This window comes from Mesonia hippocampi, assembly GCF_014197445.1.
GTDB lineage: Bacteria > Bacteroidota > Bacteroidia > Flavobacteriales > Flavobacteriaceae > Mesonia > Mesonia hippocampi.
On sequence record NZ_JACIFO010000002.1, the window covers coordinates 221,594 to 238,019 of the forward strand.

15 protein-coding genes are annotated in these 16,426 nt (G+C 34.3%); 9 read left to right on the top strand and 6 right to left on the bottom strand.

What is annotated here, in order from left to right; all coding sequences use genetic code 11:
* Positions 1 to 80: 80 nt before the first annotated feature.
* Positions 81 to 3,059: a CHAT domain-containing protein gene (locus tag GGR32_RS03190; protein ID WP_183476355.1), complete on the top strand. Its 2,979-nt coding sequence runs from the start codon at positions 81 to 83 to the stop codon at positions 3,057 to 3,059.
* A gap of 18 nt (positions 3,060 to 3,077) precedes the next feature.
* On the opposite strand, the gene GGR32_RS03195 is transcribed toward GGR32_RS03190, so the two are convergent.
* Positions 3,078 to 3,794 (bottom strand): tetratricopeptide repeat protein, encoded by a 717-nt coding sequence (locus GGR32_RS03195; RefSeq protein ID WP_183476358.1) that lies wholly within the window; start codon positions 3,792 to 3,794, stop codon positions 3,078 to 3,080.
* Positions 3,791 to 4,336 (bottom strand): RNA polymerase sigma factor, encoded by a 546-nt coding sequence (locus GGR32_RS03200; RefSeq protein ID WP_183476361.1) that lies wholly within the window; start codon positions 4,334 to 4,336, stop codon positions 3,791 to 3,793. The genes GGR32_RS03195 and GGR32_RS03200 overlap by 4 nt, the downstream gene beginning before the upstream one ends.
* Positions 4,337 to 4,533: 197 nt before the next feature.
* Here GGR32_RS03200 and GGR32_RS03205 point away from each other — a divergent pair, with 197 nt between their 5' ends.
* The 7 genes from GGR32_RS03205 (at position 4,534) to GGR32_RS03235 (ending at position 12,826) form a co-directional block, all read left to right on the top strand.
* A complete protein-coding gene (locus GGR32_RS03205; protein WP_183476364.1) occupies positions 4,534 to 6,369 on the top strand; it encodes a T9SS type A sorting domain-containing protein in 1,836 nt (611 codons plus the stop codon).
* Positions 6,370 to 6,419: 50 nt separating this feature from the next.
* The gene (locus tag GGR32_RS03210; RefSeq protein WP_183476367.1) at positions 6,420 to 8,012 is read left to right on the top strand and encodes an ELWxxDGT repeat protein; all 1,593 of its coding nucleotides are present in this window, start codon (positions 6,420 to 6,422) and stop codon (positions 8,010 to 8,012) included.
* 6 nt (positions 8,013 to 8,018) lie between these two features.
* Entirely contained in the window at positions 8,019 to 8,591 is a 573-nt protein-coding gene (locus GGR32_RS03215) for a hypothetical protein (RefSeq protein WP_183476370.1), read from the top strand.
* Between the two features lie 35 nt (positions 8,592 to 8,626).
* Positions 8,627 to 9,139 carry an outer membrane protein gene (locus GGR32_RS03220; RefSeq protein ID WP_183476373.1) on the top strand — a complete coding sequence of 171 codons (513 nt, stop codon included), beginning with the start codon at positions 8,627 to 8,629 and terminating at the stop codon, positions 9,137 to 9,139.
* Between the two features lie 12 nt (positions 9,140 to 9,151).
* Complete coding sequence (locus tag GGR32_RS03225) at positions 9,152 to 10,408, top strand: hypothetical protein (protein ID WP_221403681.1); 1,257 nt, start codon at positions 9,152 to 9,154, stop codon at positions 10,406 to 10,408.
* An 86-nt stretch (positions 10,409 to 10,494) separates the two neighbouring features.
* On the top strand, positions 10,495 to 11,040 hold the full coding sequence (locus GGR32_RS03230) for a DUF6252 domain-containing protein (RefSeq protein ID WP_183476376.1): 546 nt from the start codon (positions 10,495 to 10,497) through the stop codon (positions 11,038 to 11,040).
* Positions 11,041 to 11,059: 19 nt separating this feature from the next.
* Complete coding sequence (locus tag GGR32_RS03235; RefSeq protein WP_183476379.1) at positions 11,060 to 12,826, top strand: outer membrane protein assembly factor BamB family protein; 1,767 nt, start codon at positions 11,060 to 11,062, stop codon at positions 12,824 to 12,826.
* 155 nt (positions 12,827 to 12,981) lie between these two features.
* On the opposite strand, the gene GGR32_RS03240 is transcribed toward GGR32_RS03235, so the two are convergent.
* From GGR32_RS03240 to GGR32_RS03255, 4 genes are all read right to left on the bottom strand, one after another.
* A complete protein-coding gene (locus GGR32_RS03240; RefSeq protein ID WP_183476382.1) occupies positions 12,982 to 13,398 on the bottom strand; it encodes a PH domain-containing protein in 417 nt (138 codons plus the stop codon).
* Positions 13,399 to 13,407: 9 nt separating this feature from the next.
* Positions 13,408 to 13,893 (bottom strand): hypothetical protein, encoded by a 486-nt coding sequence (locus tag GGR32_RS03245; protein ID WP_183476385.1) that lies wholly within the window; start codon positions 13,891 to 13,893, stop codon positions 13,408 to 13,410.
* Between the two features lie 55 nt (positions 13,894 to 13,948).
* On the bottom strand, positions 13,949 to 14,314 hold the full coding sequence (locus GGR32_RS03250; protein WP_183476388.1) for an SdpI family protein: 366 nt from the start codon (positions 14,312 to 14,314) through the stop codon (positions 13,949 to 13,951).
* 172 nt (positions 14,315 to 14,486) lie between these two features.
* Positions 14,487 to 14,975: a hypothetical protein gene (locus GGR32_RS03255; RefSeq protein WP_183476391.1), complete on the bottom strand. Its 489-nt coding sequence runs from the start codon at positions 14,973 to 14,975 to the stop codon at positions 14,487 to 14,489.
* 171 nt (positions 14,976 to 15,146) lie between these two features.
* Between GGR32_RS03255 and serS the strand changes: the two genes are divergently transcribed.
* Positions 15,147 to 16,418: a serine--tRNA ligase gene (gene serS / locus GGR32_RS03260; protein WP_183476394.1), complete on the top strand. Its 1,272-nt coding sequence runs from the start codon at positions 15,147 to 15,149 to the stop codon at positions 16,416 to 16,418.
* Positions 16,419 to 16,426 lie beyond the last annotated feature (8 nt).

Sequence of the window (16,426 nt, forward strand, 5' to 3'; positions counted from 1 at the left end):
ATTTCCAAAAAACTATTTTAAAAAACATAATTAAAAATTTAACATTTTTAATACCTTTAAGTTTTAATTCCCTTTAAGTAATGAGGTATCTGTTATTTCTATTCGTTTTTAATTTTTGTACACTACAAGCATTTTGTTACACCTACAAGGATAGCACCACTGTAAGAAAAGCTAAAGAACTTGTAGATGAAAAAGACTACAACAACGCATTGGCACTTTGGAAAGACATTAATAATCAATCTCCTGAAAATAAAGAATATACTGCTTATTACAACCTATGTAAAGCAAAAATAAAAGCAGATAATAGAAATTATAAAGAAGCCATAGAGCTTTACAAAAAAGAACAAAAAGCATTAGAAAATCATAAAGAATATTCAGGCTTACTTGTTAAAATTTACAACGGATTATATCATGCATTAGCTTATTCTGGCAATTGGAACGAAGCCTTAAAAGAAGGAGAAGAAGGGCTAGCTTTAGTATACAAACTTAACGATATAGACATTACCGAAAAAGCAAATTACATCTACGATTTAGCTTACATTAACGACCGGTTAAAAAACTACCCAAAAGCTATCGAGCTATATAACCAATCTATAAATTTATACCTGCCACTAGAAAACAAAAACTTTGATATTGGGTTAGCTTACAACAATTTAGCTACTTGCTATGCTAAAATTGGGTACTTTACTATGCGCCTAGAAAGCTATAAAAAAGCACAATACTATTGGGAGATAAATAAAGAGGAAACAGGAAAAAACTATTTAAACACCCTTTATGGTAACCTTTTAAAGCTTTATGCTGAATATGGCGACATTGACCACGCAAAAGACTATCACCTTGCCATTAATAACCTAATCGATATAGAAACAGAACAAAATATCAGCTTAATAGCAAGCGTTTATAATCGTAATATTTTGTTTTTTAACCTGGTAAATAATTTTGACGAAATAAAAAAGCAAAGTAAAAACTTTAAAACTTTTTTTTACAGTTTACCTAAACCCGAACAACAAAAAATAAGTCATTGGCTATTGGCTAGCTTAAACACTACCCTAAATGTATACGTAAATCATAAACTAGATAAAGAAGCCCTTAACCTTGCTGACACCATTATAAACCTTGCAGATACTTACAGGAAACCTTATGAAAAAATACACCCCTATGTAAAAACCAGTACCATTTATACAGAAGTAAAAAAACCGCTTTTGGCCATAGCTCAAATAGATAAAGCCATTGCCATTAGCAATCAGATAAATATAGGGTCTATTAACCTTGCCGCCCTTCAATTAAACAAGGCAAAACAACTACTCGAAATAAATAAACTAGATGAAGCAGAAATTTCGTTTCATAAAGGGGTTCGTTCACTTATAAATAAAGACTACACAGAACCTACAGACCTTATTAATTATTTTAAAGAAACCACTTTCGATTATTATCGTATTTCAGCAATAATAGATATTGCCGATTATTACCTTAAACACCACCAAAAGCTCAACAACAAACAAAGTTTAAGGCATGCAGCGACAGTTTATTTGTTAGCCGCAGAAAATTTTAATAAATATTACCAAAAAAACGCTTACAACTTATACTTAAACAGGTTAAATTCAAAAATAACCGAAGGTATTTTAACTACGAGCATTCTTTTAGAAGAACCTATAAATACGGTAACCTTAACCCTGTTAGAGCACAATAAATCTCATGTATTAAGAAAAGAATTTTTAGCAAAACATTCTAAACTTGGTGTAGATAAAGCACTTATTTTAGAAAAAAATACTTCCCAAATAAAATTAGAGCAACTACGCTCTCAAAAAGAAACCAACCCAGACAGCATTACTCTAATAAAAACCAAGTTAGCCCGTATAGATGAAGAGATTAATAAGGCACAACCCATGTACTTAAATTTCTACTCTGGGAACTTTTCGGCAGATACCTTCCTCAAAAACATCAAAAAGAACGAAGCCATTATAGCTTATTTTATAGGAATAAAAAACAGTTATGCCATTGTTTATACAAACCATAAAGCTTCTGTTTTTAAACTAGGAGACACTCAAAAAATAGAACCGCTTATTATTGCTTATCATCAACAATTAAAAGATCCTAAAGAAGATTACGCAGACACCAGCAAACAATTGTACCAAGTTCTAATTGAACCTTTAGACAATCTTCTAAAAGAAAAAAATAAGCTCACTTTTATCCCAGATAAAAACTTAAATTATATTCCTTTTGAAACTTTACAAAGTGAAACATCACCACTGATAGAGGATTACGATATTTCTTATCATTCTTCTCTATCTATGTTACAAACCATAAACAACGTTAACACAAATCATAACGCTTCAAAAAAAGCATTGGCAACTTTTGCCCCTAATTATACGGCAAACAAGAGTATAGAAATTGTTTCTAGGTCTAATCGATTCTCTGCATTAGAAGGAGCTAAAAATGAAGCCCAAACCATTACAGATTATTTTAAAGGAGACGCTTATATCGCTAAAAATGCCACAAAACAAAACTTTATCGATGCCACTACATCGTATCAGGTATATCATTTAGCAATGCACGCTATATTGCATGAGCAAGAAAATATTTCTCCTAGTTTGGTTTTCCAAGATAATGAGCTTTTAAATATCAACGCTATTTACAATTTACATTTCCCTGCAGAACTGGTTGTTTTAAGTGCTTGTAATACAGGAATAGGAAAACTAGACCAAGGCGAAGGGCTTCTAAGCCTTTCTAGGGCATTAACCTATGCAGGGGTAAAATCTAATGTTTTTAGTTTATGGGAAGTTCCCGATAAAGAAACTGCCGAAATCATGATTAATTTCTACAAGTATTTAAAAGAAAATAAAGAAAAAAACACCGCTTTGGCCTTAGCTAAAAAAGATTTTATCAAGGCAAATCCTGTTAAAGCTCATCCTTATTATTGGGCGGGATTTGTAGTAAGTGGAGATGTTGCTGAAGTTGCTACAAAGCTTCCTTTTTACCAAAATGTTTTTTTTATTATTACCAGCGCTTTTTTTATCATTATTATTTTCATTTTGTTTTTTTACAAGAAGAAAAAATAACGTTTTATCAACTAATACCTACTTGATTGCTTTTAGTATTTTTTGGGCTTGTGCTGCTCGCGAAGCCTTACCTGCTTTTACTTTCTCTAAATATGTTATGGCATTAGTTTTATCTTGAAGCTTTAAATAACCCAATGCAATATACCAATCAACTTGTTCTTGGAGTATTTTTGAAGCCTCCCAATTTTGGTTTTCCAACACCTTGATTGCTTCTGTAGTTTGGTTATCGGCCATTAAGCTAATTCCATAATAAAAATTAAAATAAACCTCCTTGTCTTGTATATATAGTTTTTTTAAGGCTTCTGCCGCGTTGGCATAATCGCGATTATCGTATGCATTAAAGGCTTTTTTTACATCGCTTTTATCGGCAGTATTATCGCCTCGTACTGTTGGAACAACAACATTAGGATAAGGCTTAAAATTTTCGGCATAAATTTTATCATAATCAAGCGGTTGGTTAAAAAACCAAAATAAACCTACTCCTAACACTAAAACAGCAGCCACCTTCCAAACTACCGAAAATATGTTGGTTGATTTTTCGTTTTTATCTACTTGCTTTAAGTATTCTTTAATCTCCGCTCCCTCTTCTTGCTTAATAGCTGCTTGTAGTGTTAACTGAAAAGAAACCTCTTTTTTAAAGTCCTCATCTTCTTCCAACAGCCGTTTCACCTCCTCTTGTTCTTCTGGGGTTAGCTTATGCTGAATATATTTTGCTATTAAATTAGAATGCTTCATTTATTTTCCTTTAACATCATTTCTCTTAACTGTTTTAAACAGCGCGATTTTTGGCTCTTTACTACATCTTTAGAGGTATATTTTAGTTGTTGTTTAATTTCCTCTAAAGATAAATTTTCATAATAAAACATTTTCAAAACCTCTTTACATTTTCCGCCTAAGTTTTTATAAAAAAAACGCAGTTTTTTTATATTCTCCTCCTGAAGTTCTGTGTTTTCCTCGTTCTCATCCTTCAATAAGTACTCGAAATCTGTAATATCTTTTGGAGACATTTTCACCTTTAAACAGTTATATATTTTATATTTTCCTATAGCAAACAAATAGGTTTTTACAGAACACGATAAAGTTTCTAATTTACCCGAAACAATATTTTCGTATAGCGCAACAATAGCATCTTGATAAATATCTAGAACTTCTTCTTTTGGTATAGAAAAGCGCGAAGAGTACAACAAAAACTCTTTTTTATACTGAGTATACACACGCCCTAAGGCGGTTTTATTACCAGATTTTATATGTGCTATTAAACGTTTTTCTTTATTCATTAATAACTAAAAGTTAGGCAAGTAAACATTTTTTTAAAAAAAATATAAAAATTAATGTTTACCTATTTCCATTTTCTATATCAATTATAAAACCCTCGTGCATTACAGGGCAAAGTTATGCTTTTTTATAAACAAATAACAGCGTACAAAACTAAAACTAACCAATATCAAGAATTTATTCTTAAAAAATTAAAACTATGAAAAAAAACTACTACACATTACTTGCATTTCTATTTGCACTGAGTGTTGCTGCGCAAAGCACCCGTTATGTTGATCCTACAGGAACAGATTCAGGAAACTGCCTAGACCCTTCTAGCGCCTGTGCAACAATAAATTACGCGTTAAGCGTAGCAGGAAGCGGTGACACTATTGCTATTGCTTCTGGCGTTTATACAGAACAGCTTGACATAACTAAAGAGATAACACTACAAGGTACAGGAAACAATCAACCTGGTGGTAGCATTATTCAGGCACATACCTCATCTGGACAAGCGACAGGAAGTGTAATTACTATAGACGGAAATTATATTGTTCAAATTGCAGACTTAATCATTAAAAATGGTGGAGCTACACTACCTAACAATCCTACCGGAGGAGGAATAATGTTAAAAAACGGAACTTTAAATCTAACCAATATTACTTTTATAAACAACGAAGCCTCTGAAGCTGGTGGAGGTTTATATAACCAGAATGGAACATTAACATTAAGTAATGTAACCTTCAACCACAATGAAGTTTTTAATGATAATTTATCTGCTGGCGGCGCAGGTTTATTCTCAATCTATGGGACGGTAAACCTCAGTAATGTTAGTTTTAATGCAAACCTAGCCACCGAGAGTCATGGCGGAGGGATGTTTCTTTCAGAAAGCAACGGTACATTAACCGATGTTAGCTTTATAAATAACGAAGCTGAAGGTGGTGGTAGTGGCGGCGCTTTATCTATTAGTGAAAGTACACTGAGTTTTACCAACACCAATTTTACTGGAAATAAAACTGACGCAAATTCTGGTGGAGCTATATATGCAGAAAATAGTACACTTGATTTTGTTAGCACCAATTTCATTGAAAATGAAGCCTATCAGCTAGGAGGCGGAATATTTTCTATTAACAGTAACCTCACACTTTTTGATGTACTGCTTGACGAAAATATTGCAGGAATGGGAGGCGGCATTATTTGTCTTGGAAGTAATACGGCCATCACCTCTATAAAAAACACCTATTTTAAAAATAACGAGGCAAGAGGTATCTACGGAGGAGGGCTTCTTAATGAAGGTACTACAGTAACATTAGTCAACACCTTATTTACTGGAAATAAAGCCATGGAAGCAGGTGGGGCTATCATCAATGCCGGGGAATTACACCTATTAAATAGTACCATCACCCAAAATGAAGCAACTCTACTAGGCGCAGGGGGTCTATATAATTTTGATGCCAATAGCAACATGACAATGACCAATAGTATTGTATGGGGAAATATAGCACCCGGAGCTCCAGACATTGCTAATAATGGTGATTTTATAGGAAGCTACTCTCTTTATGACAATTCAGATATTTTCAATGATGGCGATTTTGCTTGCGACAACTGCCTAAACCTTGCCCCTAATTTTGAAGATGTTGCAGGGGGTAATTTTAGGCTTGCAAGCAACTCGCCTGCTATTGACGCTGGCGACCCTAATACCAACCTCTCTTTATTCCCCACAAATAATAATAATACAATAGATTTAGATAATAACAATCGAGTACATGACAATAATATAGATATAGGAGCATACGAATATGGCTCACTCTCTATAGACAACAGTAGTGCAATAACTCCGAATATTCGCACATACCCTAACCCTGTGACGAATGTACTCCATATCAAAACTCGCCACGAAATAAACAGTCTAAAACTGTATAGCATTACAGGGCAACACCTACAAACTTGGCAAAATCAAACTCAAATTAATCTAGCCACCTACGCTAAAGGAATCTACTTCTTGCAAATACAAACCCCTAGAGGTATAAAAACAGAAAAGATAATTAAAAAGTAGAGTCTTTAATACACGCATAAATACCATTACTAACCCACATATTTTTAACTATGAAAACAATTACAAACTTATTAACAGCAGTATTCGCACTTATATCTACCATGAGCTTAAACGCACAAACTTTTGAAATGGTCAAAGATATTAACCATGGAAACTTAGACAGTACCCCAGAAGAACTTACCCCAACAGACAATTATTTGTTTTTTAGAGCAACAATTGAAGAACAACAAGGACAAATGCTAGAACGCTTATGGAGAACCGATGGAACAGAAGCTGGCACCACAATAATAGCTGGCGGACAAGAAAACCTTATAAATCCCAGATACATGGTTTCCTTAAATGGAGTCCTATACTTTAGTGCTGCCAGTGAATACGATGGAAACGAATTATGGAAAACAGACGGAAACTCAACCCAACTCGTTAAAAACATTAACCTTACCACCTACGCAGGAAGCAACCCCCGAGATTTAACCGTATTTAATAATAAAATTTATTTTTCTGCCGATAACGGAACAAGCGGAAGAGAGCTTTGGGTAACCGACGGAACTGCTACAGGAACACATATATTAAAAAACATTAAGCCTAATGGAAGTGGGGATCCGTATGGCTTTACCGAATATAACGGGAAACTTTACTTTTCGGCTGATGATGGAACAAATGGCGATGAACTTTGGGTAACCGATGGTACTACTGCTGGAACACAACTATTAAAAGACATTAATCCTGGTGGAAACTTGCTTAACTCTACTAAATATAATGGGGAACTTTATTTTCTCGCTGATGACGGAACAAACGGAAGAGAGCTTTGGGTAACCGACGGAACTGCTACAGGAACACAACTATTAAAAGATATTAACCCTAACGGAAGTTCGTTTCCTAGTCAACTTATAAAATATAACGGGCTACTTTATTTTCTCGCTGATGACGGAACAAATGGCGATGAACTTTGGGTAACCGATGGAACTACTGCTGGAACACAACTATTTAAAGACATTAATCCTAGTGGAAGTGGGGAACCGTTTGGCTTTACCGAATATAACGGGAAACTTTATTTTTCGGCTGATGACGGAACAAATGGCTTTGAACTTTGGGTAACCGATGGAACCTCAGCTGGAACACAACTATTTAAGGACATTAACCCTAACGGAAGTTCGTTTCCTCATCAATTTATAAAATATAACGGGCTACTCTATTTTAAAGCTGATAACGGAACAAATGGCGATGAACTTTGGGTAACCGATGGAACCTCCGCAGGGACACAAGTAATACAACCCGCTGTTTCTCCTAATAACAACCCTTTAGCAATAAAGCCTTTTTTTACAATCTTTGATGGTTCATTATACTTTTCCGCCAATTACGATAGTAACGGACAAGAGCTTTGGAAGCTCACCACACCTAACATGTCTGTAAAAACAGAAAAACTTGCAACTGTTAATATATACCCTAACCCTGTGGCGAATGTTCTCCATATTGAAACTCGCCAAGAAATAAGCAATCTAAAACTGTATAGCATTACAGGGCAACACCTACAAACTTGGCAAAATCAAACTCAAATTAATCTAGCCACCTACGCTAAAGGAATCTACTTCTTGCAAATACAAACCCCTAGAGGTATAAAAACAGAAAAGATAATTAAAAAATAATAAGTCATGAGAAAATTACTTTTTACCCTAATAACCTTGTTTTCAATAGGACTTATAGCCTGCGAAAACGATGACAATAAAAACAACCCTCCCAATAATTCAGATTTTGGAGAAATTACACTTAAGGTTGCAGGAGACCTAAATGCTAATTTTTCTGGGATGGCAGATTTTCATTTATTAAAAATTTTAAATGTAGAAAGCTGGGAAGTAAATGGGCATGATTACAATCCCCAAACATTTTCTATTACTATTAGCAATAGAGCTATTAACAGCGCTTCTCAAAGACCAAACCCTGGTACTTATACCATAGGAAGTTCTACCAATGCTGATTTCTCAGTAGACCTTACCTATATTCCAGATGGAGATTTTATAAACACCGTAGAATTTAGCACCTCATTATTAGCTGACTTGGCTGAACCTGCCGAAAACAGAGGAACCCTCACCATTACTTCTTCTAACGAAGATACCGTAAAAGGACATTTTGAATGTACTGCCTTTAGAATCGATGATGACCTAAATATTGTGGAAACCATAGAAATCTCTGGGGAGTTTACTGCAAATAAAAGAAGATTTGACTAAGCGTTTAACTTTAAAAATAAATAACAATTAAAACTATGAATTTAAAATCAACATTTTTTGGAATTTTAATAGGCCTTGGGCTGGTATTATCGGCACAAGCACAAGAAAACATCCGTATAGGCGCCATGCTTGCTTATGGATCTGAAATAGAAAACCCAGGAATAGGTGTTAATGCAGAAATTCCTATTATGGAAAATCTAAACCTTGCCCCTTCCTTGATTTACTTTATCCCGAAAGAACAATACGGATTTAAAACAAACTGGTTTGAAATCAGTGCAAATGCTAATTACTATTTCCTTAAGCAATCAGGCTTAAACGTTTACGCTTTAGGCGGTCTTAATTACACCCATCTAAAAACTTCATACGACGGAAAAAATATATGGGGAGTTACTAACGATGTTTCTGCTTCAGAAGGACGCTTTGGGCTCAACCTTGGCGGAGGCGTTAACTTCCCTCTAGGAAAAATAACACCTTTTGCAGAGGTTAAATATGTTGTAATAGAAGACGGACAAGTAGTTGCAGGAGCAGGCGTAAAGTTTAATTTATAAACCATCATAATTATGAAAATGTTAAAACAAACCCCAAAAATTGTAGCCCTATTAATGGGCTCATTAATGCTATTATCCTCTTGTTCTGAAGATGATGATGTGGCAACAGAACCAGAAGCAGAAATACTACCTCCCATTGTATTAGACTGCGATTATTTTAAAGAAGATCGTATTTTAGAGAACGACCCACAAAGACCCATAGATTACATTGTAACCTGTTGGGCACGTGTACAAGGAAGCCTAAAAATAGAAGCTGGAGTAGTTATTGAATTTGAAAACCATGCAGGACTTAGAGTAGACCTCGATAATAACGTTTTTGAAATTAAAGGAACTTCTAGCGAACCTGTCATTCTATCGGGAACCTCTAAGCAAAAAGGGTATTGGCGAGGAATTTTTCTTTCAGAAGCACATAACCCTAACAACCTTATTGAACACACGGTTATTGAATATGCAGGTTCACAAAATTTAACGGGTTCATCTCCCGTATATGAAGGTAGCTTGGCTATTAGAGGCTCTTCTGGAACCACCCCACAAGCCCTTACGTTAAATCATGTAGAAATAAGTAACGGAGGTAGTGTTGGAATAGATTACCATAGAGTTACAAAGCAAAATTCTGTTGCTACCTCCAACCTAATTATCACAGGAAATGAGGATGTCCCTGTAAAAGTTTCGGCAGAAATGGCTCATATTTTTGATAGCTCTTCTTCTTATAGCGGAAATGCCTCCGATTTCTTGAATATCACCACTTCATCTTATGAAATTGAAGACCAAACCGTAACTTGGGAAAAGTTAGACGTACCTTATTTGGTAGATGGTCGAGTAAGTATTGGTGATGATGGTCACCTCACCATTGAAGCAGGGGTAGAAATGGAATTTAAATCTGGAGCATACCTACAACCTTACGGTTTTCTTCCACCTTATAATTTAAGTCTTAAAATTATGGGAACGGCAGCAGATCCTGTACATTTAAGAGCTCATAACGATATTAACTGGGGCGGTATTCAATATGGCTTTACACAAGAAGACAATATTATAAACTACGCCATTATTGAAAATGCCAAAGGCGATTTTCCGGTGGGAAACCATCAAAATACAGGGGCTATCTATATGCACGCAAGTCCTAAATTAAGAGTTTCCAACACCACGTTTAAAGATTTACAAAACTGTGCCTTTTACTCACCATACGGTGCCGATTATTTTGATAACCTGGAAGTAACCAATGTTACTTTTGATAATGTGGCAGGTGGCGAGTACTGCGATAATGATTAATTTCTAACAGAACCCACAAACGGCAAGCCTGATTTTATGAGTTAGTCAGTGGTTTGCCGTTTATTTTCTTAATTTAATCTAATTTTATGAAAAATTTCAACCTTCTTTATACCGCATTGCTTATTTTTTCTTTCCTTTTATTTTCTTGTAATAAAGATGATGATACTGGTAACAGCAATAACAACAGCAACAATATAGGTGTCAACAAAATAGCTATGGATGTTTCTGGCTCGCAAACAGGCCACATGTCCGGAAATGCCTTTATAGAAATATACAACAGCCAAGGTTATAACACTTTTGAAATAGAAGGAGGTGATGCCTCCGAAGCTACTTTTAAAATAAATTTTTACACCTACAACGGCGGTAGCAACCCTGTGCCTTGGCCCGAAAAAGGAACATACCCATTAGATAGCGGCGCTGATATTATCAACGGGAAAGGCTATAAAGTAGGTTTTGAATATATTCCTGAGTGGCGAGACTATAGTAAAAATGTTACCGGAAGCCTGACTATTACCGACAATAGTAACAACCAGCTTAAAGGCACTTTTGAGTTTTCTGCCGATGAAAATGGAGACAATGGAAGTATTACAGTAACCAACGGTACTTTTCATGCAGAAATAAAAGAAGAATAACCTCTTGATATAAAAAATTATGGGAAAAATTTCAACAGCAATATGCTTTCTTTTAGTTGCTTGGATCTCCTTAGCACAAAGCACACAAAAGTCCAATACCATTAACCTAGATTTTACTCCAGATTTTATCGATTTTTCTCCAGACGATAAATACATGATCGCTGAAAACGAAGACCATTACAGCGTTTGGGACATTAAAAAAAATACGAAAATTATTGAAGGAGAATATAATTTTAAAATAGGTAGACTCTTAAAAAACACACCTATTCCAACAGGAAGTGGTTATTTTTTATTTGGTAATGAACAAATTTTTCTGACCATAGACTATCAGCACAACAACACCAAAATAAAAGGCTTTAGCTTAAAAAACGGTTCACTCCTATGGGAAACCAACCAGCTAGATATCGGTGTAACAGTAACCGAAACAATTATTGGTGCTCATGCAGGAGGAATGTTAACCATAGAAGTAAACGGAAATAAATTTTCAAAAACACAAAAAGCTAATAACTTTTTTACCCGAGACCGGTTTTTAGATAGACTTATTAATTACATTCCTGCCAAAAATGCCATTGTTATTAACGGGAAAGATGGTTTGCAAATGTTAGATATACGCAATGGAAAAACACTATGGACTCAAAAAGATTTTAAAGGAGGTATAGGCGAATTATTATTCAGCCAAAAAAACAATAAGCTACTTGCTATTACTATACCAGCTACCGATGGAGCTTTAGACCTCCTAACCACAACTCCAAAAGTTATTGCCTTAGAGGCTAACACAGGGAAAATACTATGGGAAGTAACATACACAGGAGATTTTATTCCAAATTATGCCACTATAAAAGATAACACACTAATATTACCTTATCTAGATCTTACATTTATCGACCTAAAAACAGGTTTAGAGCGCAACGGAGATATAAAAAATCGCACCGCTACGGCTAAAAATGTAACAAAAGGATTAGGGAAAATTATGGCGCTTGATAAAGCCCTGAATGGCAACACTCATACATTTAACAATGCCCCAAATAAATACAACAGGCTAATTCCTAGGCAACTTTATTTTAACAACAACGGAAAATTATGCTATTTTACAATATTTGATAAAAACGGAAAATGGAATACTGGCAGCAAAAAAGGCTATACCATTATCGATATACACAACGATAAAATAGCACTAGAAAAATATGCTGTACTAGACAACCAATGGACCGTTATGCAAGATGCCCTAGCTAATAACATTTTCTACATAAAAGCGAGTGGTAACCTTAACAGAACCATTATCAAAGCAATAGACGCAAAAACAGGCGCCGATATTTTTGAAACAGAAAAAGCAAAAAACAGTGCCGATATCGCTAAAGCCTTTAATCCGTTTATTGTAAACAAAAACCTGCTTATAGATATTGTTTCCCGAGGAATTTATATTCTAAACGCAAAAACAGGAGAAAAAATTTCTTACACCTCCACCAAAGATTTAGGAACAGGAACCATAAAGTTTAGTGAGCTTTACAACAACGGGATTATTATTTTTGGAACAAAAGCCGTTGGGGTAATAGATTACAAAGGAAACATCATAGCTAATGTTCCTGCTAAAAACGTAAAAAGCTTTGCGGTTACCGAACACGAAATATTACTATTGGAAAGTAAAAACTTTACCCGTATAGATGCTAAAAGCGGAAAAATATTAGAAACCTTCGGTTTTAAAAAAGCAGACAATGTTGCTTTTAGCTCTTCAGGAAAAACCCTTGCTAAATATAAAGGCAAAAGCATAACCTTAATACAACAATAGAGTTTTAAAAACATTCTTAGAAAAATAAAACAACCCCTAAAATTTCACATTTGTTTTCTTTAATGATGCCTGTTTTATTACCCTTCTTAAAAACCTTTAAGAAGGGTTCTTTTTTTGGCAAATTGCATTAAAAACGCTAAAACCCTTACCTAAACTTACACTTCCACAACCTTTATTTTGGGGTTTAGTGTAAGTAAATCGTTTACAAATTTATCATTATCCTGAGGAGCTATATAAATTTCGTCATACTTACTGTATTTTATAATAATTCCACCGCTTGACATGGCGGGTTTTAACCCGCTCCACATGGTTTTACCTACATGAAGCTGAACAATTTTACTAATCTCTATTCTTCCTTCTATAAAAGCTGAATGGTAATAAAGATATTTTGAATCAACTCTATAACCCGTGTTAAAATAAATCCATAAAAATAAGATAAAGGGTAACAACAATAAAAGACCTACTATTTTACCTTCGGAAAATATGACATATATACCAACCCCTGAAAGAAGAGCAAAAATAGCTAGTAAATAATGTATAAACTTACTTTTTTTAGCTTTATAAGTTTTCATAACAAGATTTTATAAAAGTGTATTCACTATAAACGGGAACTTACTATATTTTTCTGGTTTTTGGATACCGATAAGCAAGTGCTTACCGCTTTTATAGGTAATACTCAGTCCTAAGTTTCCGCTTATATTATAGGCCATACCTTTTTTTCCGCTTCGAAATCCCCAATCGCCATATTCTTTTAATGGTTTGTATTTTACAATTTTTGCTTCCGCTATATCTTTTATTAAAATAACCTCTTCTGCTACTAAGGGCGGAAACTTAACAACAATTTTTTCGTTATCAATATAGGTTTTCAACACAATATTATAAATAAAATAAAACAGTCCTAATGTCATTAAGCAGAAAAAAATTAACAAGATATCTGGACCAGAGTTGTTTCCAAAAGGTATCTTAAATATTATTTGCTGCACAAAACCATAAAGCATAAAAGCGTTTATGCTTATAAGGATAACCCAAAGCCATATTTGGCGAAATCGTTGTTTTTCTATTAGCATTTTGTTTTAAAATTAAAATCAATCTGGCCAGTTGCACTTATAACTTGGGCATGGCTTATTCATTTTTATCAAATTTATTTTTTATAGCACGTTCCGTTTGGATAATCGGAAAAATTGCACTGAGAATAATTAGGATAGCAATAACTCCTATAATATAAAGAGTATATATTTTATTTTCAGGAATTATAAACCCAAAAACTGTGGTTGCACAAAGAAATATACCTGAACGTATAAGTTCTTTGGCACTTTTACATTGAGCAAAGTCCCAACGGGTTTGATTTTTCATGGAACTTTTTGAACGATACCCGTATAGTGGATTGATTTTTTTAGGTGGATTTTTCTTAAAAAGAAATCCTGTAACAATAAGAAGAATTCCGCCAATTAAAACGCCACCTATAAAAAGTAATTGATTAGGATTCATGGGTTGTTTTTTATAAAAAATCTTAAAGATAATTGAAACAAGAAAAATAATAGTTTTTTGGCAGAATATCTTTGAAAACTATCTATAATACTTACTCCCCATAGTTTAGGGAAACCTATAACCATAAAGTACATTTACTTTTTTTAGCTTTATAAGTTTTCATAACAAGATTTTATAAAAGTGAATTCGCTATAAACGGGAACTTACTATATTTTTCTGGTTTTTGGATACCGATAAGCAAGTGCTTACCGCTTTTATAGGTAATACTCAGTCCTAAGTTTCCACTTATATTATAGGCCATACCTTTTTTTCCGCTTCGAAATCCCCAACCGCCATATTCTTTTAATGGTTTGTATTTTACAATTTTTGCTTCCGCTATCTCTTTTATTAAAATAACCTCTTCTGCTACTAAGGGCGGAAACTTAACAACAATTTTTTCGTTATCAATATAGGTTTTTAATACGATAACATTAAGAAAAAGATAGGATAGTCCTAACATCATTAAGCAGAAAAAAATTAATAGGATATCTGGACCAGGATTATCTCCAAAAGGTATCTTAAATATTATTTGCTGTACAAAACCATAAAGCATAAAAGCGTTTATGCTTATAAGGATAACCCAAAGCCATATTTGGCGAAATCGTTGTTTTTCTATTAGCATAATCATTTAAATTTTATGGAAGAAGTAGGTTTCAAAAATAATTAACCTCATCTAAACAAGAAAACCCTATAAATATTATGAAACACTAAATGTAAAAAACTTCTGTTAGAATCGTTATTTTTTAATTTATAAATCTATAAATTTGACTTCTTAGCATATAAAATTTACAACATGTTACAAGTAGCCCAAATTAGAGCCCATAAAGAGGCGTACATCGAAGCATTAAAGAAAAGAAATTACGATGCGGCTCCGGTGTTTGAAAATGTTTTACAATTAGACGAAACACGTAGATCTACACAAACTACATTAGATGCTACCTTGGCAGAGTCTAATAAATTATCCAAAGAAATTGGGCTTCTTTTTAAATCGGGCGAAACAGAAAAAGCAAACCAAGCAAAAGAAAAAACCGCAGGTTTAAAAGAAACCACCAAAAATTTACAAGAAAAATTAAACACAACTGTTACTGCTTTAACAAAGCTGCTTTATGAAATTCCTAACATTCCGCACAACACAGTAGTGGCAGGAACTTCTGAAGAAGATAACGAAGAAGTGTTTAGAGCAATAGATTTTCCTAACCTAGAAGAAAATGCTTTGCCCCACTGGGAATTAGCAAAAAAATACGACCTGATAGATTTTGACTTAGGAAACAAAATTACAGGAGCTGGTTTTCCTGTATATAAAGGGAAAGGAGCCCGTTTACAACGTGCGCTAATCGCCTATTTTTTAGACAAAAACACCCAAGCAGGTTATACCGAATACCAAGTACCTCTTATGGTTAACGAGGCTTCGGGCTACGGAACAGGGCAATTACCAGATAAAGAAGGACAAATGTATCATGTTACCGAAGATGATTTATACCTTATTCCTACTTCTGAAGTTCCGCTTACCAACTTTTTTAGAGATGTCATGTTAAATGAAAACGAGCTTCCGCAGAAGCTTACGGCATACACACCAAACTTTAGACGAGAAGCAGGCTCGTATGGAGCTCATGTACGCGGATTGAATCGTTTACACCAATTTGATAAGGTAGAAATTGTAAACGTAACCTTGCCCGAAAAATCTTATGAAGTTCAGGAAGAAATGCTTTCTCACATCAAAAATATCTTGAAAGAATTACACCTTCCTTATCGTATTTTACGCTTATGCGGAGGCGATTTAACCTTTACCTCTGCCCTAACTTACGATTTCGAGATTTATTCGGCAGCACAAGAGCGTTGGCTAGAAGTTTCTTCGGTATCTAATTTTGAAACCTACCAAGCAAACCGCTTAAAATTACGTTACAAAACCAACGACGGGAATAAAGCGCTTGCCCATACACTTAACGGAAGTTCTTTAGCTTTGCCTAGAATAATGGCAGGAATTTTAGAGAATTACCAAACTCCAGAAGGTATAAAAGTACCAGAAGTTTTGAAACCCTATACAGGTTTTTCTATCATTGATTAATCCTAAAA